This is a genomic window from Corallococcus sp. AB032C (genome assembly GCF_003668935.1).
Classification (GTDB): domain Bacteria; phylum Myxococcota; class Myxococcia; order Myxococcales; family Myxococcaceae; genus Corallococcus; species Corallococcus exiguus.
Genome location: NZ_RAWP01000084.1, coordinates 1 through 20,224 on the forward strand (window position 1 = coordinate 1; position 20,224 = coordinate 20,224).

Consider the following 20,224-nt stretch of genomic DNA (forward strand, 5'->3'; position numbering starts at 1 on the left):
GGTGGGGCTTGCGCGCCCGGCGGGCGGGGAGTGGAAAAAGAGGTGGAGGGAAGCCCGGGATGCGCCGATTGTTCGGCTTCCATCCGCCCGGAGTATGTCCGCGCGGATCCCTGGCCTTTCTGGAGCCCCCTTGATTCCCTATTGGCACGCCCCCTCGTTCAAGCTGGGGCCCCTGGAACTGAACCCCTTCAACGTCTTCGTGGCGGCGGGCATCCTCCTGGCTGCCCGGCTGCTGACGAAGCAGGCGGAGCGCGAGGGGCTGGACCCGAACCCGCTGGCGGACTTCGCGATGTGGGGGGTGGCGGCCGGCATGCTCTTCGGCCACTGGGTGCACCTGTTCTTCTACCACCCGGAGGAGATGTCCAAGAGCCCGTTCCAGATCTTCCGGTTCTGGGATGGCCTGTCGTCCTTCGGCGGCCTGTTGGGCGGCATCCTGGCGGCGGTGGTGTTCTTCCGGGTGAAGAAGCTGCGCTTCAACGACTACGCGGACAGCTTCGCGCTGGGCGTGGCGCCGGGATGGGCGGTGGCGCGGCTGGGGTGCTTCGCGGTGCACGACCACCCGGGCAAGCTGACGGACTTCTTCCTGGCGGTGCAGTTCCCCAACGGCAACCGGCACGACCTGGGCTTCTACGACGCCATCGTGCTCTTCGCGATCACCGGCCTGCTGTACGCGCTGCGCGACATGCCGAAGATGAAGGGGCGGCTCCTGCCGCTGCTGGCGCTCCTGTACGCGGCGTCCCGCTTCAGCCTGGACTTCCTGCGGGCCACGGACCTGTCGTACGTAGATGCGCGCTACTTCGGCCTGACGCCTGCGCAGTACGGCAGCCTGCTGCTGGTGGCATACGGACTGTGGGGCCTGTTGCGCAAGCAGGCGCCGAGCGCATCCTCGCAGAAGCCGCCCGCGCCGCAGGGCCGGGTGGAGACAGCGCGGTAGCGCGTCCACGTTTCGCATCGTCTCGCAGCAGGGGGGGTACCGCGTGAAGGCACTGGCGTACGACGCGTTGATGGCGCCGCTGGGCTGGGTGGGCTTGAACGCCGCCCGGCGGCAGTTGGTGGAAGGGCTGTCCGGCAAGGTGCTGGAGGTGGGCGCGGGCACGGGCCTGGCCCTGCCGGGCTACCCGGACTCCGTGACGTCGGTGACAGCGGTGGACGTGGACCTGGGAGCGCTGGTGCGCGCGCGGGCTCGACGCAGCGGCGTGGCGCTGCTCCAGGCGGACGCGCAGGCGCTGCCGTTCACGGACGGCTCGTTCGACGCGGTGGTGTCCAGCCTGGTGTTCTGCTGCGTGGACGCGCCGGGCACGGCGCTCTCGGAGGTGATGCGGGTGCTCAAGCCGGGCGGCGAGCTGCGCCTGCTGGAGCACGTGCGCGCCCCGAACCCGGCCGTGGCCACCGCGCAGGACCTGCTGACGCCCGCGTGGCGCAAGCTGACCGGCGGCTGCCGCCTCAACCGCGACACCTTCCGCCTGGTGGAGATCACGGGCTTCCACATCCTCCGGCGCGAGCAGCGCCTGGGCGGCGTGGGCGAGTTCATCTTCGCACGGCGGCCTTGAGGCCTCCCTTCAGAAAGGGGCTCGCGTGACCCGCCCTGGCAGGTCACTTCCGACCTGTCAGGATGGATTCACACAAGGGATGTCAGAGGTCACTTTAGGATGGTGGGCGTCACGGCGGACCAACCCGCCGCGTCCCATCCCGTGAGGCCCTGACGCATGTTGCGCGCCCTTCGTCCCCTCGTCGCAGTGCTGCTGTTCGCTGGCTGTGGACCCGACGTCGCTTCGGATGCCGCACCCGACCTCGTGAGTGCCCCGGCTTCGCTGGAGGACTCCAGCCGCCATTCGCGTGAGGGCTCCGTGCGGCTGTCCACCGGCGTCACGCTCCGCTACGTGGAGCAGGGCCGCCAGGACGGGCCCGTCGTCGTCCTGCTGCACGGCTATACGGACTCGCATCACACGTGGGACCTGGACCTGCCGCGCTTCTCGCGCGACTTCCACATCTACGCGCTGGACCAGCGCGGTCATGGCGACTCGTCCCGCCCGGCGTGTTGCTACACGCAGCAGGCGTTCGCGAAGGACGTGGTGGCATTCCTGGATGCGATGCGCGTCTCTCGCGCCGTGCTCGTGGGCCACTCCATGGGCAGCTTCATCGCGCAGCAGGTGGCGCTGGATTCCCCTGGCCGCGTGAAGGGCCTGGTGCTCGTGGGCTCCGCGCCCACCGTCGCGGGCAATGAAGTGGCCCTGGGCCTCAAGGAGGTCGTCGACACGCTGACCAACCCCGTGGACCCCGCCTTCATCCATGAGTTCCAGGCCAGCACCTTCTACGCGCCCATTCCGGCGTCCTACCTGGACACCCTGGTGGCGGAGAGTTCCAAGCTGCCCGCGCGCGTGTGGCAGGACGCTCTGGATGGGCTCATCGCGGAGGACCACTCCGCGCGCCTGGGCCGCATCCGCGTGCCCACGCTGATCATCGGCGGGGACCACGACGGCTTCTTCTCCGTGACGGAGCAGCGCGCCCTGGCCCGCGCCATCCGCGGCTCCAAGCACCTGCTCTACCCGGAGACCGGCCACGCGCCGCACGCCGAGCGCCCCCAGCGCTTCGTGAACGACGTGCAGCAGTTCCTCGAGTGCCTGTAGCCGCTCGCGCGACTCAGGCTCCGGCCGCCCCGGGTTCCGCCGGGCGGCTGGAGTCGCTCCGGGCCAGCACCACCACCGCCACCAGGATGAGCAGGCCGCCCAGGCCCTGCCGCAAGGACAGGCGCTCGCCCAGGAAGATGGCGCCCAACACCACCGCCATCACCGGCTCCAGCGTGGACAGGAGCGACGTGTTCACCGGGCCAATGCGCTTGAGGCCCGCGAAGAACGTGAGCATGGCCACCACCGTGGACAGCAGCGCCAGGCCCGCCACCGCGGCCCAGCCTCCCGGCGTCTGGGGAAAGGACGGGCCCTTCACCAGCATCAGCGCCCCGAAGGCGGCCCCCGCCGACAGCGGGACGACGGTGCTCGCCGCGAGCGGCCCCGCCGGCCCCGCGATCCGCGCGCTGGACAGGACGTAGAGCGCGTAGATGACCGCCGACAGCACGCCCAGCCCAATGCCCAGCGGCTTCGCGTCCGGGCCGGGGTCCACCGTGAGCGCCGTCCCGCACAGGGCCAGCCCCACCGCCAACCAGCGGCGGCGGCTCAGGTGCTCGCGGCCCAGGGCCACCTGGATGAGGGCCACCAGCGCGGGGAAGAGGTAGAGCAGCAGCGCCACCAGCCCGGCGGACGCGTGCTGGAGCGCGATGAAGTAGACGCTGCCTTCCGTGAAGTAGCCCACCGCGCCCAGCGCCACCAGGCCCCACAGGAGGCGGCCCCGGGGCCAGGTGCCGCCCTTCGCGACCATCACGGCCGCGAGCACCAGCCCCGCCAGCGTGAAGCGCAGGAAGAGCAGCGTGGGCATGTCCGTGCCCGCCGCGTAGGCCAGGCGCGCGAACAGCCCCAACGCGCCAAAGGAGGCGCCGGACAGGGCGACGAGGAGGAAGCCGACGGTGCGGGTCTGCATGGCGCCCGAGCGCGCGCCTACCAGTTCTTCACGGAGCCCAGGTCGAACACGTCCGGGAAGCCGCCCTTGCGCAGGAGCTCCGCGGCCACCGCGCTGCGGCCTCCCGCCGCGCAGTACACCACCACGGGCGTGCCCACCGGGCCGACCTCGGAGAGGCGCTGGGCCAGCACCTGCACGGGGATGTTGCGGGCGGCGTCCGGGTGTCCCTGCTGGAACTCCTCCGGGGTGCGCACATCCAGCAGCACCGCGCCTTGGGCGACGAGTTCGTGGGCCTTCTGCGAGCGTTCCTGAGGCGTCATGCACCCCATTCAACCAAAGCCCGGGGCCCCGTCGGGCTGAAAACTGGAGGCCGCCGCGCCGGGCGCTACAGTCCTGTATCGATACCCATGCGACTCGACAAGCTCACCCTGCTCCAACAACTGTCCGAGCGGCTCCAACAGAGCGACCGGCTGGCCCACCGCGCGGAGGCCGATGCCCGTGAGGCCGCCCGCAGCCTCGCCACGGAGTCCGAGAAGAAGGAGGACGGCCGCGCCGCCATCGAGTACGGCAGCCTCGCCACCGGCCAGGCCCAGCGCGCCCGCCGCCTCCAAGAAGAGCTCCAGGCCCTCACCGCCTTCGGCCAGAAGGAGCTGCCCCGCTTCTCGCGCCAGGGGCCCGTGGGCCTGGGCGCCCTGGTGGACTGCAGCACCGAGGACGAGGACGGCTTCGCCGAGCGCACCTTCTTCGTGCTCCCCGCCGGCGCGGGCACCGAGCTCACCGGACCCGGCGGCGACGGCTTCCTCTCCGTCATCACCCCCAGCTCCCCCGTGGGCCGAGCGCTCCTGGGCAAGAAGGCCGGCGACACCGTGGAGGTGACGCTCGCGGGCGAGGTGCGCGAGTGGACGGTGCTGGAAGTCGCCTGAGCTGAAGCGACGCGGGCCTACTCGCCCTGGGTGGGCCCCGGCGCCGCGTGCGCGACCAGCCACTCCTCCGGGATGTCGCCCCGGGGCAGCTCCAGGAGGAACGTGGCGCCTTCCCCCGGCGTGCTCACGGCGCGCACCGTGCCGCCGAACGCCTCGACAATCTGGCGCGTGATGTAGAGCCCCAGGCCCAGGCCGCCGTAGTGCCGGTCGCTCACCGCGCGCTCGAAGCGCTCGAAGATGCGCGCCAGGTCGTCCGGCGCGATGCCGATGCCGTGGTCCTTCACGGCGAGCCGCGCCAGCGTGCCTTGCGCCTCCACGCTCACGATGACGGGATGGCCCGCGCCGTACTTGAGCGCGTTGGACACCAGGTTCGTCACCACCTGCTCCAGGCGCAGCCGGTCCCACCGGCCCACCACCGGCACCGGCGCCTCCAGGCCCAGCTCCGTGCCGGCCTGCGCCGCCGCGGCGGAGAAGCGGTAGAGGATTTCAGCGGCCACGCTCGCCAGGTCCAGCTCCTCCAGCTCCAGCCGCAGCCGGCCCGCGGTGATGCGCGACACGTCCAGCAGGCTGTCCACCAGGCCCGACAGCCGGCGCACCTGGCGCTGCACCACGTCCAGCGCGTCCGCGACGCGGTCGGTGGGCACGTCCTTGCCCTCGCGCGCCAGCACCACCACCTGCTTCTGCAGCAACTGCACCTTGAGGCTCAGCGGCGTGAGCGGCGTCTTCAGCTCGTGGCTGGCGATGCCCAGGAACTCGTCGCGCTGGCGCACCGCTTCGCGCGCCTCGCGGTACAGCCGCGCGTTCTCCAGATGGAGCGCGGTGCGGTGGGCCAGCTCCGTGAGGAAGCGCTCCTCCTCCGCGCCAAAGGACCGCAGCACGTTGGAGCGCAGCACCATCAGCGCGCCCAGCACGTTGCCGCGCGCGCCCAGCGGAACGCTCAGGCAGCCGTGCGGCCCCACCTCGCGCAAGAGCCGCGCGTGCTCCGCGTCCCGCGCGATGGCCACCACGTGCTCCTCGGACAGGATGGGCAGACGCCCCACCGCCCCGGACGCGAACACCTGGGGCAGCCCGCCCGACACGGACGGGTCCGGTGGATAGCGCGTGAGCAGGTCGCGCAGGAGCGCGTGCCTTCCTGAGTCCGCATGCAGTGACGCCGCCACGCGCAGGCCTTCATCACCCACGGCACCCGGCGTCCGGAGGACGAGCAGGGCCCCCTCCCCCAGCGCGGGCACCAGCAGCTTGAGCAGCGGCTCCAGCTGCGCCTCCGCGTCCATCGACGTGCCCAGCAGCGCGCCAGCCTCCGCCAGCAGGCGCGACGCATCCAGCATGGACGCGGGCATCGCCTCCACGGCATGCGTGCGCAGGAGCGCCGCGGCCACCTGCCCGTCCCCGGCCCGCACCGGCACCGCGATGCAGTGCAGCACGGCGCGCGTTCCATCCGGACGGAGCACGTGCCACGGGGACGCGTCCACCAGCTCGCCCGCCAGCGCTCGCGCCAGCGGTGAGTCGCCCGGAGGCAGCGGTGTGCCGTCGTCCCGCACCCATTCACACCCAGGCAGGCGGGCGTGCTCGATGTGGAGAGGGACCGGAATGCCGAAGTGCGCCGCGGCTTGTGAGTTGAAAACAGTCACACGGCCCGTGCATTCAACGAGCACAACGCCTTCGGCGTCCATGACGCGCGTTGACAGGGGCGGGCCATCCCCATCCGTCACGCGGGCCTCCAAGGCTGGAGTGGTGATGCCGGACATGCCAAGGCTTTCCGCACGCATCATGGTGTCATCTCCGCCTCCCGGGAAGAAAGGAAGACAGGACCTGCAGCCCACTCCATCCTCAAGGACAGGGAATGCTTCCCATCCTCACGCTCTTCCCGCGGGCCCCCTTGCCTGCATGACGGCGATCCTCAATCGTTCGACTGTCTACGTGCGCGTCGCGGACGTTCCGCCCGCACGGCCAAGTTCTTCCACCGTGAGTCCTCCGCATGCAGATGCCGTTCACCCGGCCTGACGGCACCACCCCCACCGAGCGCCGCTTCCGTCAGGTCATCGACACGCTCCAGGAGGTCGTGTTCCAGACGGACACGGCGCGCACGTGGGTCTTCCTCAATCCCGCGTGGACCGAGGTGACAGGCTTTCCCGTGGAGGAGAGCCTGGGCCGCTCCGCGCTGGACTTCGTGCACCCGGATGACCGGGCGCGTGTGCTGGACGTGTGCCAGACGCTGCTCACGCGCGAGCGCGACTACGTGCAGCACGAGGTGCGCTACCTCACGCGCGACGGCGGCTTCCGCTGGGTGGACGTCTTCGCGAGGGTGACGGTCGACGAGGACGGCACGCTGCTGGGCATGGCGGGCACGCTCAACGACATCACCGAGCGCAAGCGCACGAGCGACGCGCTCGCCCGGCGCGAGCGCTACCTCACCGCCCTGGTGGACATGCAGCAGCGCCTGCTGTCGGTGCCGGAGGGCGGCGACCTGTACGGCCCGGCGCTCGCTCCGCTGGGACAGGCCTCCGGCGCCAGCCGCGTCTACGTCTTCGAGACGTACACCAACGCGCAGGGGACGCTCATGTGCAGCCAGCGCGCCGAGTGGTGCGCGCCCGGCGTCTCCGCGGAGATCGACAACCCGATGCTCCAGGACCTGCCCATGCGGCCCATCCTGGGGCGCTGGGCGACCGTGCTGGAGCGCGGCGAGGTCGTCACCGGCCGCGTGGCCACCTTCCCCTCCATCGAGCGGGACCTCCTGGAGCCGCAGGGCATCCTCACGCTGCTGGTGCTGCCCCTGCGCGTGCAGGGCCGGTTGGTGGGCTTCGTGGGCTTCGACAACTGCTTCGAGACGCGAGAGTGGGACCGCCTGGAGGTGGACCTGCTGTCCGCGGCCAGCGGCGCCATCTCCGTGTCGCTGGAGCGCCGAGCGTCCGAACGGGCGCTGCGCGAGCACGAGCACCGCTTCCGCCAGCTCGCGGAGAACGCGTCCGACGTGCTGTACCTGTACCGGCGGGAAGCGCCGCGCGGCTTCGCGTACGTCAGCCGCGTGGCGCACGCCAAGCTGGGCCTGGGGCCAGAGGCGCACTACACGGATCCGGAGCTGTGGTACCGGCAGGTGCACCCGGATGACCGGGCCGCGCTGGAGCGCCTGCTGGAGTCGCCCCAGTCCCTGGACGGCGCCACGGTGGAGCTGCGCTTCCTGCGCCCCGACGGCAGCCTCCTGTGGCTGGAGCACGTGGTGGCGCCGGTGACGGACCCCGCGGGCCGCGTGGTGGCGGTGGAGGGCCTGGCGCGCGACATCACGGAGCGGCGGGAGGTGGAGGAGGCGCTGAAGCGCTCCGAGGCCAGCCTGCGCGCGCTGATGGAGGGCTTCCCCGACCCGGCGGCCATCGAGCGCGACGGCCACATCGTCTACGCCAACGCGGTGCTCGTCACCACGCTGGGCTTCGCGCGCGCGGAGGAGCTGGTGGGCCGCCGGCTGTCGGAGTTCCTGGCGGACGTGCCGGGCACCGGCGTGGCGTCCGTGGACAGCACGCCGCTCACCAGCGAGCGGCGCCTGGTGCTGCGCGACGGGCGCACGCGCGTGGTGGAGCTGGCCTCACTGCCCCTGCGCTTCGACGGTCAGCCCGCGGTGGTGTCCATCGCGCGCGACGTGACGGAGCAGCGCCAGTTGAAGGCGCGGCTGACGCTGGCGGACCGGCTGGCGTCGGTGGGCACGCTCGCGGCGGGCATCGCGCACGAAATCAACAACCCGCTGGCCTTCGTGGTCTCCAACCTGGGCTTCCTGTCGGACGAGTTCCGCCACCACCTGTCCCCCGGCCCCGGCGTGCGCGGCGTGCGCCCGCCGGACGTGGCGGAGTGGCAGGAGGTGCTGGGCGAGGCGTGCGAGGGCGCCGAGCGCGTGCGGCAGATTGTCCGCCAGCTGAAGACGTTCTCGCGGCCGGATGAAGAGCGCATGACGCCGGTGGACGTGCACGCGGTGCTGGACTCGGTGGTGATGATGGCCGCCAATGAAATCCGGCACCGCGCGCGGCTGCGCCGGGACTACGGCACCGTGCCGGAGGTGATGGGCAACGAGGGCCGCCTCTGCCAGGTGTTCCTCAACCTGGTGGTGAACGCGGCGCAGGCGATTCCGGAGGGCTCCGCGCATGAACACGAGGTGGTGCTCGCCACGCGCGTGTCCGGCGGGCAGGTGGTGGTGGAGGTGCGCGACACGGGCATCGGCATCCCGCCGGAGGTGATGGGGCGCATCTTCGATCCGTTCTTCACCACCAAGCCCGTGGGCGTGGGCACCGGCCTGGGGCTGTCCATCTGCCACGGCATCATCACGGGGCTGGGCGGCGACATCCAGGTGGACACCACCGTGGGCAAGGGCAGCACGTTCCGCGTGGTGCTGCCCGCGCCCCGGCCCGAACCGGTCGTCCATCCGCCGGAAGCCCCGCTGCCCGCCGCGCCCGTGGTGCCTCGAGGCCGCGTGCTGGTGGTGGACGACGAGCCCGCGGTGGGCCGCGTGCTGCAGCGGCTGTTGCGCGGCCATGACGTGGAGGTGGCCACGAGCGGCCGTCAGGCACTGGAGCGCATGTCGCGGACGCCGGGCTTCGACGCGGTGCTGTGCGACGTGATGATGCCGGACCTCGCCGGCCGCGACGTGTACGAGGCCGTGCGGCGCGACCACCCGGGCCTGGAGCGCCGCTTCGTCTTCGTGTCCGGCGGCGCCTTCACCGCGGGCGCGCGAGACTTCCTGGAGCACATCCCCAACCCGCTGCTGGAGAAGCCCTTCGACGAGGCGCGCGTGCGAGGCGCCGTGGAGGAGCTGGTGCGCCACGGGCCGCCTGACGCGGCCTGACGCAGGGGACCGCCGGTCCGGGTCCCCCCATCGGTCATCGGGAGGAGGGTCCTCCCACTGACCGATGCGCCCGCGTAACGGGCCTGCGAGCGTGTGCTCGTCCGCTCGCACCCCTTGGGGGAAGGTCCGTCGCGCATGAACCGCACCAAACTGTTGCTGACCCTCGCTGGCCTGCTGTTCGTGGGCGCGCTCGCGCTCGACGCGCGCTCGTTCTTCGCGAAGACCTCCTCGCACCCGCCGGTCGTCGCCGAAGAACGGCTCCCCAACGGGCACCTGCGCCGGACTCCGGCCGTGGCCACCAGCACCGTGGACCAGACCCACACCGTCATCCAGCCGGGTGAGGCCCCCATCAACGGGGTCCTGCCCGTCGTCCTGGGACAGCCCGCGTCCGGCAAGGCCGGTCCGGTGCAGCTCACGGGCAAGCTGTCCGGCGCGTACGTGAAGACGGGCCCGGGTGAGGCCTTCGCCGTGTTCGAGCTGTCGGCGCGCATGCCGGAGAAGGTCCAGCGCGTGCCGGTGAACCTGGCGCTGGTGGTGGACCGCTCCGGCTCCATGGATGGCTCCAAGCTGACGGACGCGAAGCGCGCCGCCCAGGAGCTGGTGCGGCAGCTGCGCGACGGGGACCGGTTGGCGCTGGTGCACTTCGGCTCCGACGTGAAGGTGGTGCCCAGCGTGGAGATCACCCACTCCACGCGCCGCGAGCTCCTGAGCACCATCGACGCCATCCAGGTGAACGGCGGCACGCACATGAGCGGCGGGCTGGCGGCGGGCTCGGACGCGGTGCTTCCGTACGCGAAGCAGTACCGGGTGACGCGCGTCATCCTGCTGAGCGACGGCGAGCCCACCGAGGGCATGACGACCAACGACGGCCTCTTCTCCACGGTGGGCAGGATGCGCGAGGGGGGCATCACCGTGAGCGCGCTGGGCGTGGGCAGCGGATTCAACGACACGCTGATGCGCGGCATGGCCGAGCGCGGCGGTGGCTTCTCCGGCTTCGTCAGCGACTCCTCGGAGCTGGCCGCCATCTTCACCCGGGAGCTGGAGCAGGCCGCCAGCACCGTCGCGCGCAACGTGAGCATGACGCTGACCCTGCCGCCCGGCGTGAGCGGCGTGGAGGTGATGGGCCTGCCATCCACCCGCGACGGCAACGTCGTGCGCATCCCCCTCTACGATTTGACGGGCGGCCAGTCCGCGCGCGTGGTGGTGAAGCTGACGCTGGACGCGCCCTCGAACGCGGCGGACATGAACGTGCTGGACACCGCGGTGTCGTACGTGGACGTGGCGGCGGACCTGCCGTCGCAGGTGAACCTGGCGCTGGGCGCGAAGGTGACGAACGACGTCCAGGTGGTGCACGCGAACCTGGACCGCGACGTGCGCGTCCATGCCATCCGCGCGTTGGGTACCCAGCAGCTCCAGGCGGCCGCGGAGCAGATGAAGAGCGGCAACCGCGAGAGCGCGCTCGGCTTCCTGACCAACGCGCGTAAACTGTTCGGCGCTTCGGCGTCCGCGCTCGCGGGGGAGCTTGCGGACCTGGACAAGACCCAGGCAGCCTATGGCAATGCCCAGAGTGATTCCGAGGTCCGCGAAGAGGCCCTCAACCTCAAGAAGAAGACGATGAAGAACTTCGGGCAGAACAACAGCTACTAGTCCCCCCGCTGTACGGAACCCGGTGCGCCATGTCGCTCTCCATCCAACTCATCCGGCGAGAGGACTTCGAGTCGCGCTGCCTGTACGCGCTCGTGGGCGCCGGGGCCATGGCGCTGGTGGCCGGCGTGGCGCGGCAGGTGCTGCGCGTGCCGGTGGAGCCGGGCTACTTCGCGCTGATGGCGGCGGCCATCACCGCGGTGAAGCCGAAGGCGGCGGAGAACCTCCTGGTGCGCGCGGGGATGGTGCTGCTGCCCGCCGTGCCCTACGTGCTGGGGCTCGGGTCTCCCTGGACACACGCGGTGGCGGGAGCCATCGCCGCGGGGCTGCTGGCGTGGCGGGGCAACGGGCGCGACAGTCTGGGCACGCCGCTCCAGGTCGCGCTGTGCGCCGGGGCCGCGGCCGTCACCACCGCGCTGGGGCTGTACGTGCACCAGGTGCTCGACGCGCGCTTCCTCCCGGCGTGGGGCTACTTCCCGCTGATGGTGGACTACGCCGTGGTGGCGCTGTTCTGGAGCATCGGCACGCTGCCGGCGAACCTGGCCATGGACCTGGACGCGGTGGCCACCCGGGGCATGCGCCTGGAGGCCACGCTCTCCGGTGAGGTGCGCGGACTGGTTGCCCGGGCGCTCACGCTCTACCGTCAGTGCCAGGACGAGGCGCACAAGCTGGCCCGGGGCCCGGGGCTGGAGAAGCTCCAGGCCGTGCTCGGAAAGCTGGCCCGGGACGTCTTCACCCTGGCCGAGTCCCACACCGAATTGGCGACGCAGCTGTCCTCCGCGTCCCAGGGGAGCGTGGACTCGCAGGTGCAGGAGTTGAAGAAGCGCGCCCAGGACGCGCAGGACGGCGTGGCCCGGCGCCAGCTGGAGCGCGCCGCCGCGTCGCTGGGTGAGGAGCTCAACCACCTGGACGCGCTGTCGCGCAGACAGGAGCGCCTCTTCGCGCAGCTGCACGCACAGGTGGCCCTGCTGGAGCGGGCCCGCGTGTGCTTCATCGGTGCGCGCGCCGCGTCCCCCCTGGACGGCGGCGGCGATCGGGTCCAGGCGCTGGCGGAGAAGCTCTCCGCACTGGACCTGGAGTCCTCCGGCCCGGAGGGAGCGGCGCAGCCCGCGCGGGCTCCGGCGCTCCGCTCCTGAAGACCGGGCCTTGGGGGCCTGTGGGGCCGCGCCCTACTTCGCCGACGCGCGCGTGGAGGCGCGGGTGCGCTTGCGAGCCGGTGCGGCGGCCTTCTTCGCGGTGACGCGGGGCGCGTGCAGCTCGCTGGCGATGCGCTCCTCAATCTCCTCGCGCGTGCGGCGGCTGACCTCCAGTGCGGCGTTGATGCGCTCGCGCACGATTTCGGCCTGAGCCTCCGCGGCGGCCCGGTACTCCGCGACGTCCCTGCGCAGCTCCAGGCGGCCCTCGCTGGGGGCGACGCCCGCCGTCTTCCGGGTGGCCGTCTTCCGCCGCGCGGGACGTTCCCCCGCCTGGGTCCCACCGCCCTGTTGTCCCTGTGCCTTGCGCGCCATCTGTCTGCCCCCTCGCGCGATCGCTCGCGCCTGTGGGCGGAAAGGTGGGGTGTGGACTTCCCGCACGGAAGTCCGCCTCCGGGTCGGATGAGGGGCGGGCAGCCAGACATTGTGCGGGCGCGGCAACAGTGGAACTTCTCAACGCCTCCAGGAAGGCGCTAAGAGAGCCCTCACCGTTCCTGGGCCAAGGGGCCTCTTGACTGATAGCTCAGGAACCACCGCATCACTCCCAAGGGCCGGGATGCGAGCAAGCCTTCGCGCCACGCGCACCCGGCAGCCCGGGACCCGCGGCGGAGCGGATAGTGAGGGAATCCCCGTGGCGGTCTCTTTCCTGAACCGGAAGCACAACCTGGACCGGATGTCGCTGCGCGACCTGGTCTACTCGTTCTTCACCTACTACGCCGTCGTCGCCTACATCCTCATCGGCATCACCTGCATCGTGCTGTCGGTGAAGTGGTTCGACGCGCCGGTGCGCATGGGCGCGGCGATGCTGCTGGCCACGGTGGCGTACCCGTTCGGCTGGTACCTCATCCACCGGTACATCCTGCACGGCCGCTTCCTCTACAAGTCCGCGGCGACGGCGGTGACGTGGAAGCGCATCCACTTCGACCACCACCAGGACCCGCACGACCTGCGCGTGCTCTTCGGCGCGCTGCACACCACGCTGCCCACCATCGCGCTGGTGCTCACGCCCATCGGCTACCTCATCGGCGGCCGGTCCGGCGCGGCGGCGGCGCTGGGCTGGGGCATGGTGACCACGTGCTTCTACGAGTTCTGCCACTGCATCCAGCACCTCAACTACGCCCCGCAGCAGAAGTGGCTGAAGGACATCAAGCGCCTGCACATGTCCCACCACTTCCACAACGAGCAGGGCAACTACGGCATCACGAACTACTTCTGGGACCGCGTGTTCGGCACGCTGTACGAGAAGGCCTCCGACAAGCCCAAGAGCGCCACCGTCTTCAACCTGGGCTACACGGCGGAAGAGGCGCAGAAGTACCCCTGGGTGGACAAGCTCTCCGGCGGCACCCGCGGCGACGGTCACCCGCGCCGCTTCCAGCAGGCCGAAGGGCTGAGCGCGCCGGAAGTCACCAGCGAACAGTCCTGAGTCTTCCTCCCCGCTTCACCCGGACCTCCCCGCGCGCTTCGTCGCTCGGGGAGGTCTTCGTTTTGGCGCACGTCACGCGGAGAGCGGCTGGGCCATGTCCTGCTCCTGCTCCTCGCGAAAGCGCCGGGCGGCCAGGGGCGGCAGGGTGTGCACGCGCGCCACGAGGCACGCCGCGCTGCCGCCGGCCAGGTGGAATTGATCCAACCGCACGCTGACGGGCCGGCGCCCCAGGCCGCGCAGCACCGCCTCCACGCGAGGCACGCGCGCGCCGACGATGACGGTGTTGCCCACCTCCACCAGGTTGAGCCCGAACGCGAGCGCGTCCTCGCGTGCGATGGGGACCACCTGCTGGATGCCCTCCGTGCGCGCCAGCATGCGCAGCGACTCCGGCGTGAAGGCCTCCGGACACACCAGCGCGGTGCCGTCGGACAGGACGGTGAGCGCGGTGTCCAGGTGGTAGAGGTACGGGTCGCACAGCTCCAGCGGCGTGACGGGCGCGGAGAGGAACGCCTCCAGCACCCCCGCGGCGCGCTGCGTGGAGCGCATGCCCCAGCCCAGCAGGGCGCCCCGGCCCGCGGGCAGCATGGCCACGTCGCCGCCTTCGATGTGCACTCGCGGCGGCTCGATGACGTCGAAGCCGCGCGCGGACAGCCACCGGGCGCGCGCGAGCTGCTCATTGCGGCGCTGACCGTGGCGCATGGTGGCGAGCAGGGCGCGAAGCTCACCCTCCTGGGAGACGAGCACCGCGTTGTCCTTGGCGAACACGGAGTCGAACGCGCCGTGGACGAAGGGCAGCTCGAAGAAGCCCGCGCCTGCTTCACGCAGGGCACGCAGGAACTCACGGTGCTGCGTGCACGCACGCCGCCACGCGACGGCGCCGGGCTTCATATGCGGATTGATGTTCCATGCGACCTGATACGCGCAGTCGCGCGAGCGGACGTGGTCCTTCTCGCAACGCACCTGACTGACGGCGAAGGTGGCGGGAGCGATGTGGCCGGTGTGCAAGGTCATCCCCATACATGTGACCGGAAGGCACTCCCGCCTTCCGGTATGTGTTGAGAGGGTGCGCACCATGAGCGGGCTTGGCGAGGTGGCGGGGGAAGCGGGGACGGAGGACGCACGCCTGTCCGAACGGCTTCACCGGACCCTCTTGCGCTTCAACCACGCACGACTGGCTCCAGGGTTTCCCACCGAGGGCTGGCGGGCAGCCGTGCAGGAGGAGACCCAGTTGCGGTTGCTCGAAGGTGAGTACGTAGAGGCGGAGCGACAGCGCGTGGCGGCATGGGCCGCCGAGGCACCGGAGGACGCGGACGGGTTCATCGCGTGGTTCGAGGACCTGAAGGATTCCGGTCCCGGACAGCATGATCCGCTGTTCCCGTGGCTCGCCACGCAGGCGACGCGTGAGCAGATGGACTGGTTCCTCACGCAGGAGGTCGCGGGCGAGGCGGGCTTCGACGACCTGGTGGCGCTGACACAACTGCAGCTGCCCACGCGGGCGAAGCTGGAGCTGGCGCGCAACTACTGGGACGAGATGGGCCGCGGGCGCGAGGACGCGATGCACGGGCCGATGCTCGCGGAGATGGCCCAGAAGCTGGGGTTGAAGCCCACGGACGATGACACCGTGTGGGAAGCGCACGCGCTGGCGAACCTGCTCTGCGCGTTCGCGTTCAACCGCCGCTACACGTACCACGCGGTGGGCGCGCTGGGCATCGTGGAGGAGACGGCGCCGGGCCGCACCGCGTGCGTCAACGAGGGCCTCAAGCGGCTGGGGTTCGACATGCGCGTGCGGCGCTATTACGCGCTGCACTCCACGCTGGATGTGAAGCACTCCGAGACCTGGAACAAGGAGGTGCTGCGTCCGCTGGTGGAGGCGAACCCCGCGTGCGCGAGGCCCCTGGCGGAAGGGGCGCTCTTGCGGCTGATGGCGGGTGCGCGGTGCTTCGAGCGCTACCGCCACGAGCTGGGCCTGGACTTGAAGTCGCTCAGCTGAAGAAGCGCAGCCTGGCCGTCCTTCCCCCCCGGACCTTGCGCGTGTGCGCTGGGCTCGGGGGTGCGTTTCCCGGAGGACGGTCCGTGCAGGGGATGGGGATGCGCGTCAACCGGAGCGGACGCCAGCTTGGGGCGTTTCCCAGGCCGAGCTGGAGGTCCCGATGTCCCTGTTCCGATGCATCCCCGCCGCGGTGTTGCTCCTGACGGCGTGCGCCTCCCCGGGCACGTCCATGCAGGAGGTGATGCACCGCACCGCGCCCCTGCTGCCGAAGCGGCCGGATCCGCTGACCTACGGCACCCGGCCGGAGAACCCGGTGCGGGTGGGCTGGGGCGACAAGGGCGTGATGGCGTACTTCAAGCTCTTGCGCGGGCCGGAAGGCCAGCCGGTGGCGTGGCGCCGCATGGGCGACTGCTGCGAGTTCACCCAGGTGGATGGACAGGGCCAGGGGAAGGGCCAGCTGTCCATCTTCGAGGTCACGTACGACGGCCTGGACACGCCGGTGGTGCTCTACGTGGACGCGTTCACCGGAGGGAACGTGTACGCGCCCTGGGGCTTCCTGCTGGACGGCCAGGGCGACGCGCCGCCCGCGTCCGGGATGGAGCCGGAGGTCATCGACCTCTAGGCGCCGCCCGACCTACCCCATGATTCCTTGAAAGCTCCGGACTCTTGCGTCCTCAAAGCATGAGGCCCCTTCCTGGGTGGGGCCGTCGTGCCTAGATGCAAGGGTCGACAGGAGTATGACTTTCCCCCGGCTGTTGATCGTCACGCTGGCAACCTCCTTTCGTGCATGGGAGGTGCGGCGCTCTTGGCGCTGCGCTAAGCGTTCGACCGCTCTCCCGACGGAGGAGGAACCGTGGCGGCTGTGAAGAAGAAGCGTTGGCCGTATGTGCTGGGAGGCATCCTCGTCCTCCTGATCGCCATCGTGGCGGTGGTGCTGTGGCGCCTGGATGCCATCCTGCTGAAGGCGGCGCGCGACCAGGCCGCGACGTACTCGCAGAAGCTGGGGCGCCCCATCGAGATTGGCGACGTCTCCACGAAGCTCTTTCCCTACGTGGGCGCTCACATCCAGAACGTCAGCGTGGGCGCCGCCGAGGGCGAGGACCTGCCGCTCGCGGAGGTGAAGGACGTGACGGTGAGCGTGGCGGCGATGCCGCTGCTCACCTCCAAGGGCAAGGACATCCGCGTGCAGGACGCGGAGGTGTCCGGGCTCACCGTGAACGTCATCCGCCTGGCGGACGGCACCACCAACGTGCAGCGCCTCCAGGAGAAGCTGGCCGCGCAGCAGCCGAAGGAGGAGACGCCCGAGGAGGAGACGCAGCCCACGGACCTGTCAGGCGTGCACGTGGAGCGCGCGGCGCTCACCGACGGCACCATCCGCTTCGTGGACCGCGCGGGCGGCGCTCAGGCGCGCGAGCTGGCGGTGAAGGACCTGGACATCGAGGTGAAGGACCTGCGCGTGGGCCAGCCGCTGAAGGTGGACCTGGCGGCGGCGGTGCTGGCGGAGAAGCAGAACTTGAAGATGACGCTCGCCGCGGCCCCGCTGCCGGCGACGCTCATTCCCACGCCGGAGCAGGTGACGCTGAAGGCGGAGCACATCGACCTGTCGCCGCTGGGGCCGTTCCTGCCCCCGGACGTGGGGCTGCAGGCGGGCACGCTGGACGCGGACTGGAAGGCGGACCTGGGCGGCGCGGTGCCCGGCGGCAAGGGCCCCACGAAGCTGGTGGGCGTCATCAAGGCGCTGGGGATGAAGTTCGCGGGCTCGGAGGGCGGCAAGGCGCTGGACGTGGTGCTCGACACGGACGTGACGGGCGACATGGCCACCGGTGACCTGGCGCTGGACAAGCTGAAGCTGGACCTGGGCCCCGCGGCCATCACGGGCAAGGGCAAGGTGAAGGGGCTGCTCACGGACAAGCCCGCGGTGGAGGGCTTCGAGCTGACGGGCCGCAACCTGGACCCGGCCGTGCTCGCCGAGTACTACCCGCCGCTGCGCAAGCAGCTCAACGGGATGATCGCCGGCCCCATTGGCCTGGACGTGCGCGGCAGCGGCACGCAGGAGGCGCAGGCCATCAACATCGCGGTGGACCTGACGCCGGTGCGGCTGCGGGTGCCGGATCAGCTGTCCAAGGAAGCTGGCGGCGCGATGAAGCTGAACGCGAAGGTGACGGGCGCGGCGGCGAGCGGCGGCGCGCTGCGCTTCGACGCGAAGGCCGACCTGAACGGCGTGGACATGCGGCCGGGCCTGCTGGTGAACAAGGCGCCGGGGCAGCGGCTGGAGGTCGCGGCGGCGGGCACGTACGCGCCGGCGAAGACGGGCAGCGGGATGACGGTGAACGTCACCAGCATGAGCCTGGGCGCGCTGGAGGACACGGTGACGGGCACCGCCACGGTGGCGCTCGCGGGCACGGGCAAGAAGGCGACGACGACGTTCAAGGCGGACGTGAAGGCCGCGAAGCTGGATGCGGAGAAGTTGTTGATGAGCGAGGAGCAGGTGCTGGCGCGCACGGGCGGCAAGCCGCCGCCGGAGCCGCCTCCGGGCGAGGCCAATCGCTTCAACGGCTACCGGGGTGACATCCAGTTCGCCATCGCGTCGCTGCGCTACACGGCGATGGACCTGACCCACGTGACGGGCGTGGTGAAGATGGTGGACGACCTCATCACGGTGGAGAAGTTCTCGACGGGCATCTACGGCGGCAAGGTGGTGGCGGACGGGACCACCATCCGCCTGGGGCCCGCGCCGGCGGCCCGGCCCTTCACCGCGAAGGTGCAGGTGCAGGGCCTGGAGGTCGCGCAGGCGCTGGCGGCGCGCACGCCGAAGCAGGTGCTGACGGGCAAGTTCAACGGCAACGTGGACGTGCAGGGCGTGGGCTACACGCCGGACAAGCTGCAGCAGACGCTGCTGGGCGGCATCAACGGCAACCTGCTGGAGGGCACGTTCCTGGGCAAGGACCTGGTGTCGTCCGTCACGGGGCCGCTGGCCAAGGCGGTGCCCTTCGCGAAGGCACTCAAGAGCGGCGACGTGACGTCGCTGGGCGCGAACCTGCCCTTCAGCGTGACCATCAAGAACGGCGTGGCGCAGCTGAGCAAGCCCATCACCTGGACGCGGCCGGAGGCGGCGATGAGCTTCGACGGCGGCATCGGGCTGGACGGCACGCTGGACCTGACAGGCGGCGTGTCGCTGACGCCCGCGACCATCAAGACGCTGACGGTGGGCAAGGTGACGCCGACGGAGGCCATCCCGGTGGGGCTGAAGATCTCAGGCAAGGCGTGGAGCCCGGAGGTGACGGGCATCGACGTGAAGCCGGCGGCGACGACCATCCTGAAGCTGGCCGGAGGCGCCGCGCTGGGCGGCCTGCTGGGTGAGAAGGGCAAGGCCGTGGAGAACATCATCACGGGCGGCCAGGACAAGGCGAAGGCCGAAGCGGAGGCGAAGCGTCAGGAGCTGGAGGCGCGCGCCAACGAGGAGAAGAAGAAGCTGGAGGACCAGGCCCGCATCGAGCAGGAGAAGGCCAAGCAGCGCGCCGAGGAAGAAGCGAAGAAGCGCCTCAAGGGCATCTTCGGCGGGAAGTAGGCGCCGAGAGCACTGTGAGCATCACGCGCGCCGCGAGGTTCCTCCGGGAGCTTCGCGGCGTGGCTGTTTCAGGGGCCGCCGTCGTAAGGTGGGTGGACGATGCCTATGCTGCTGGAGCGTATTGAAATCGAAGGCTTCAAGTCCATCCGCGAGATGGCCCTCGACCTGCGCCCCATCAATGTCCTGATTGGCGCGAACGGCTCGGGGAAGAGCAACTTCATCTCCGTGTTCACGCTTCTTCAGCGTCTGACCGAAGGCAGGTTGCGGCAGTATGTCGCGACGATGGGCGGCGCTAATGCACTGCTGCATCATGGGCGGAAACGGACTTCCAGCCTTCGACTCATGCTGACCATGCCGTCGCGGGAGCGACGACCTTATCTTTTGGAGTTTGAACCTTCCGCTGACGACTCGTTGGTCGTTGCGGACGAGGCGGCACTGCCGCAAGAGCAAGGCAGCGACTCGCTCAGGGTGGACATCGAGGTAGCCTTCGACCGACTGATCGCATTCGGCGGGTTGCGCGTCTACCACTTCCACGACACCAGTGTTTCGGCCAGTGTGAAGCAAACACAGGACATTGGTGACAACGCAGCATTGCGCTCGGACGCGGCAAACCTAGCTGCATTCCTTTTCCTGCTGCGAGAGAAGCACCCCGAAAGCTACCGCCGCATCGTGGCCACGGTCCGACTTGCCGCGCCCTATTTCGACGACTTCCGCCTGCGTCCCAGTCCCTTCAACGACCAGAAGATCCTGCTGGAGTGGTCCGAGCGCGACTCCGACGACTACTTCAACGCGCACGCGCTTTCAGATGGAACGCTGCGCTTCATCTGCCTTGCGACGCTCCTGCTCCAGCCTAAGCTCCCGCCGATGATCATCATCGACGAGCCAGAGCTGGGCCTGCATCCCTACGCCATCCAGCTCCTCGCGGGCATGGTGCGCAGTGCTTCACAGAAGTCGCAGATCATCCTCTCCACCCAGTCCGTGACGCTGGTGAACCAGTTCACCCCAGAAGATCTCGTCATCGTGGACCGCCAGGACCGCGCGTCGACCTTCCACCGTCCCACCTCGGAGGAAACCGCTTCCTGGCTGGAGAGCTACAGCCTGGGAGAGCTCTGGGAGAAGAACGTCCTGGGCGGTCGTCCGGGCTGAGC

At 70.5% G+C, this 20,224-nt stretch carries 17 protein-coding genes; 12 read left to right on the forward strand and 5 right to left on the reverse strand.

Annotation, left to right across the window (positions count from 1 at the left end; translation table 11 throughout):
* Window positions 1-130: 130 nt before the first annotated feature.
* The 3 genes from D7X99_RS29770 (at window position 131) to D7X99_RS29780 (ending at window position 2,627) form a co-directional block, all read left to right on the forward strand.
* Window positions 131-934 (forward strand): prolipoprotein diacylglyceryl transferase, encoded by an 804-nt coding sequence (locus tag D7X99_RS29770; protein WP_120576348.1) that lies wholly within the window; start codon window positions 131-133, stop codon window positions 932-934.
* A 43-nt stretch (window positions 935-977) separates the two neighbouring features.
* Window positions 978-1,550: a class I SAM-dependent methyltransferase gene (locus D7X99_RS29775; RefSeq protein WP_121780733.1), complete on the forward strand. Its 573-nt coding sequence runs from the start codon at window positions 978-980 to the stop codon at window positions 1,548-1,550.
* 156 nt (window positions 1,551-1,706) lie between these two features.
* On the forward strand, window positions 1,707-2,627 hold the full coding sequence (locus D7X99_RS29780) for an alpha/beta fold hydrolase (protein ID WP_121780734.1): 921 nt from the start codon (window positions 1,707-1,709) through the stop codon (window positions 2,625-2,627).
* Between the two features lie 13 nt (window positions 2,628-2,640).
* Here D7X99_RS29780 and D7X99_RS29785 read toward each other — a convergent pair whose 3' ends face one another.
* A complete protein-coding gene (locus D7X99_RS29785) occupies window positions 2,641-3,531 on the reverse strand; it encodes a DMT family transporter (RefSeq protein WP_121780735.1) in 891 nt (296 codons plus the stop codon).
* A gap of 17 nt (window positions 3,532-3,548) precedes the next feature.
* Window positions 3,549-3,830 carry a rhodanese-like domain-containing protein gene (locus tag D7X99_RS29790; RefSeq protein WP_014400616.1) on the reverse strand — a complete coding sequence of 94 codons (282 nt, stop codon included), beginning with the start codon at window positions 3,828-3,830 and terminating at the stop codon, window positions 3,549-3,551.
* Between the two features lie 87 nt (window positions 3,831-3,917).
* Here D7X99_RS29790 and D7X99_RS29795 point away from each other — a divergent pair, with 87 nt between their 5' ends.
* Window positions 3,918-4,433 (forward strand): GreA/GreB family elongation factor, encoded by a 516-nt coding sequence (locus D7X99_RS29795; RefSeq protein ID WP_120595009.1) that lies wholly within the window; start codon window positions 3,918-3,920, stop codon window positions 4,431-4,433.
* A 17-nt stretch (window positions 4,434-4,450) separates the two neighbouring features.
* Here the strand turns inward: D7X99_RS29795 and D7X99_RS29800 are convergent, their stop codons facing one another.
* A complete protein-coding gene (locus tag D7X99_RS29800) occupies window positions 4,451-5,974 on the reverse strand; it encodes a HAMP domain-containing sensor histidine kinase (protein WP_233613832.1) in 1,524 nt (507 codons plus the stop codon).
* A 437-nt stretch (window positions 5,975-6,411) separates the two neighbouring features.
* Between D7X99_RS29800 and D7X99_RS29805 the strand changes: the two genes are divergently transcribed.
* The 3 genes from D7X99_RS29805 to D7X99_RS29815 all read left to right on the forward strand — a co-directional run bounded on the left by D7X99_RS29805 (window position 6,412) and on the right by D7X99_RS29815 (window position 12,038).
* Window positions 6,412-9,258: a PAS domain S-box protein gene (locus tag D7X99_RS29805; protein ID WP_121780737.1), complete on the forward strand. Its 2,847-nt coding sequence runs from the start codon at window positions 6,412-6,414 to the stop codon at window positions 9,256-9,258.
* Between the two features lie 135 nt (window positions 9,259-9,393).
* On the forward strand, window positions 9,394-10,905 hold the full coding sequence (locus D7X99_RS29810; protein ID WP_121780738.1) for a VWA domain-containing protein: 1,512 nt from the start codon (window positions 9,394-9,396) through the stop codon (window positions 10,903-10,905).
* Window positions 10,906-10,934: 29 nt separating this feature from the next.
* A complete protein-coding gene (locus D7X99_RS29815; protein ID WP_121780739.1) occupies window positions 10,935-12,038 on the forward strand; it encodes a hypothetical protein in 1,104 nt (367 codons plus the stop codon).
* 33 nt (window positions 12,039-12,071) lie between these two features.
* On the opposite strand, the gene D7X99_RS29820 is transcribed toward D7X99_RS29815, so the two are convergent.
* Complete coding sequence (locus tag D7X99_RS29820; RefSeq protein ID WP_233613834.1) at window positions 12,072-12,410, reverse strand: hypothetical protein; 339 nt, start codon at window positions 12,408-12,410, stop codon at window positions 12,072-12,074.
* A 358-nt stretch (window positions 12,411-12,768) separates the two neighbouring features.
* On the opposite strand from D7X99_RS29820, the gene D7X99_RS29825 reads away from it, so the two are divergent.
* On the forward strand, window positions 12,769-13,518 hold the full coding sequence (locus D7X99_RS29825) for a sterol desaturase family protein (RefSeq protein ID WP_120595017.1): 750 nt from the start codon (window positions 12,769-12,771) through the stop codon (window positions 13,516-13,518).
* Window positions 13,519-13,590: 72 nt separating this feature from the next.
* Here the strand turns inward: D7X99_RS29825 and D7X99_RS29830 are convergent, their stop codons facing one another.
* Window positions 13,591-14,529 (reverse strand): dimethylarginine dimethylaminohydrolase family protein, encoded by a 939-nt coding sequence (locus D7X99_RS29830; RefSeq protein WP_121780740.1) that lies wholly within the window; start codon window positions 14,527-14,529, stop codon window positions 13,591-13,593.
* A gap of 61 nt (window positions 14,530-14,590) precedes the next feature.
* Between D7X99_RS29830 and D7X99_RS29835 the strand changes: the two genes are divergently transcribed.
* The 4 genes from D7X99_RS29835 (at window position 14,591) to D7X99_RS29850 (ending at window position 20,222) form a co-directional block, all read left to right on the forward strand.
* A complete protein-coding gene (locus D7X99_RS29835) occupies window positions 14,591-15,508 on the forward strand; it encodes an iron-containing redox enzyme family protein (RefSeq protein WP_121780741.1) in 918 nt (305 codons plus the stop codon).
* A gap of 160 nt (window positions 15,509-15,668) precedes the next feature.
* Window positions 15,669-16,130 (forward strand): fibril protein, encoded by a 462-nt coding sequence (locus tag D7X99_RS29840; protein WP_121780742.1) that lies wholly within the window; start codon window positions 15,669-15,671, stop codon window positions 16,128-16,130.
* 231 nt (window positions 16,131-16,361) lie between these two features.
* Window positions 16,362-19,076 (forward strand): AsmA family protein, encoded by a 2,715-nt coding sequence (locus D7X99_RS29845; RefSeq protein WP_121780743.1) that lies wholly within the window; start codon window positions 16,362-16,364, stop codon window positions 19,074-19,076.
* Between the two features lie 99 nt (window positions 19,077-19,175).
* The gene (locus tag D7X99_RS29850; protein ID WP_199756379.1) at window positions 19,176-20,222 is read left to right on the forward strand and encodes an AAA family ATPase; all 1,047 of its coding nucleotides are present in this window, start codon (window positions 19,176-19,178) and stop codon (window positions 20,220-20,222) included.
* The last annotated feature ends 2 nt before the right edge of the window (window positions 20,223-20,224 follow it).

Bases quoted from the DNA above. Each gene is read 5' to 3' on its own strand.
- D7X99_RS29780 (WP_121780734.1), top strand. From the start codon at position 1,707: ATGTTGCGCGCCCTTCGTCCCCTCGTCGCAGTGCTGCTGTTCGCTGGC.
- D7X99_RS29785 (WP_121780735.1), bottom strand. From the start codon at position 3,531: ATGCAGACCCGCACCGTCGGCTTCCTCCTCGTCGCCCTGTCCGGCGCC.
- D7X99_RS29790 (WP_014400616.1), bottom strand. From the start codon at position 3,830: ATGACGCCTCAGGAACGCTCGCAGAAGGCCCACGAACTCGTCGCCCAA.
- D7X99_RS29795 (WP_120595009.1), top strand. From the start codon at position 3,918: ATGCGACTCGACAAGCTCACCCTGCTCCAACAACTGTCCGAGCGGCTC.
- D7X99_RS29805 (WP_121780737.1), top strand. From the start codon at position 6,412: ATGCAGATGCCGTTCACCCGGCCTGACGGCACCACCCCCACCGAGCGC.
- D7X99_RS29810 (WP_121780738.1), top strand. From the start codon at position 9,394: ATGAACCGCACCAAACTGTTGCTGACCCTCGCTGGCCTGCTGTTCGTG.
- D7X99_RS29815 (WP_121780739.1), top strand. From the start codon at position 10,935: ATGTCGCTCTCCATCCAACTCATCCGGCGAGAGGACTTCGAGTCGCGC.
- D7X99_RS29820 (WP_233613834.1), bottom strand. From the start codon at position 12,410: ATGGCGCGCAAGGCACAGGGACAACAGGGCGGTGGGACCCAGGCGGGG.
- D7X99_RS29825 (WP_120595017.1), top strand. From the start codon at position 12,769: ATGTCGCTGCGCGACCTGGTCTACTCGTTCTTCACCTACTACGCCGTC.
- D7X99_RS29830 (WP_121780740.1), bottom strand. From the start codon at position 14,529: ATGACCTTGCACACCGGCCACATCGCTCCCGCCACCTTCGCCGTCAGT.
- D7X99_RS29835 (WP_121780741.1), top strand. From the start codon at position 14,591: ATGAGCGGGCTTGGCGAGGTGGCGGGGGAAGCGGGGACGGAGGACGCA.
- D7X99_RS29840 (WP_121780742.1), top strand. From the start codon at position 15,669: ATGTCCCTGTTCCGATGCATCCCCGCCGCGGTGTTGCTCCTGACGGCG.
- D7X99_RS29850 (WP_199756379.1), top strand. From the start codon at position 19,176: ATGCCTATGCTGCTGGAGCGTATTGAAATCGAAGGCTTCAAGTCCATC.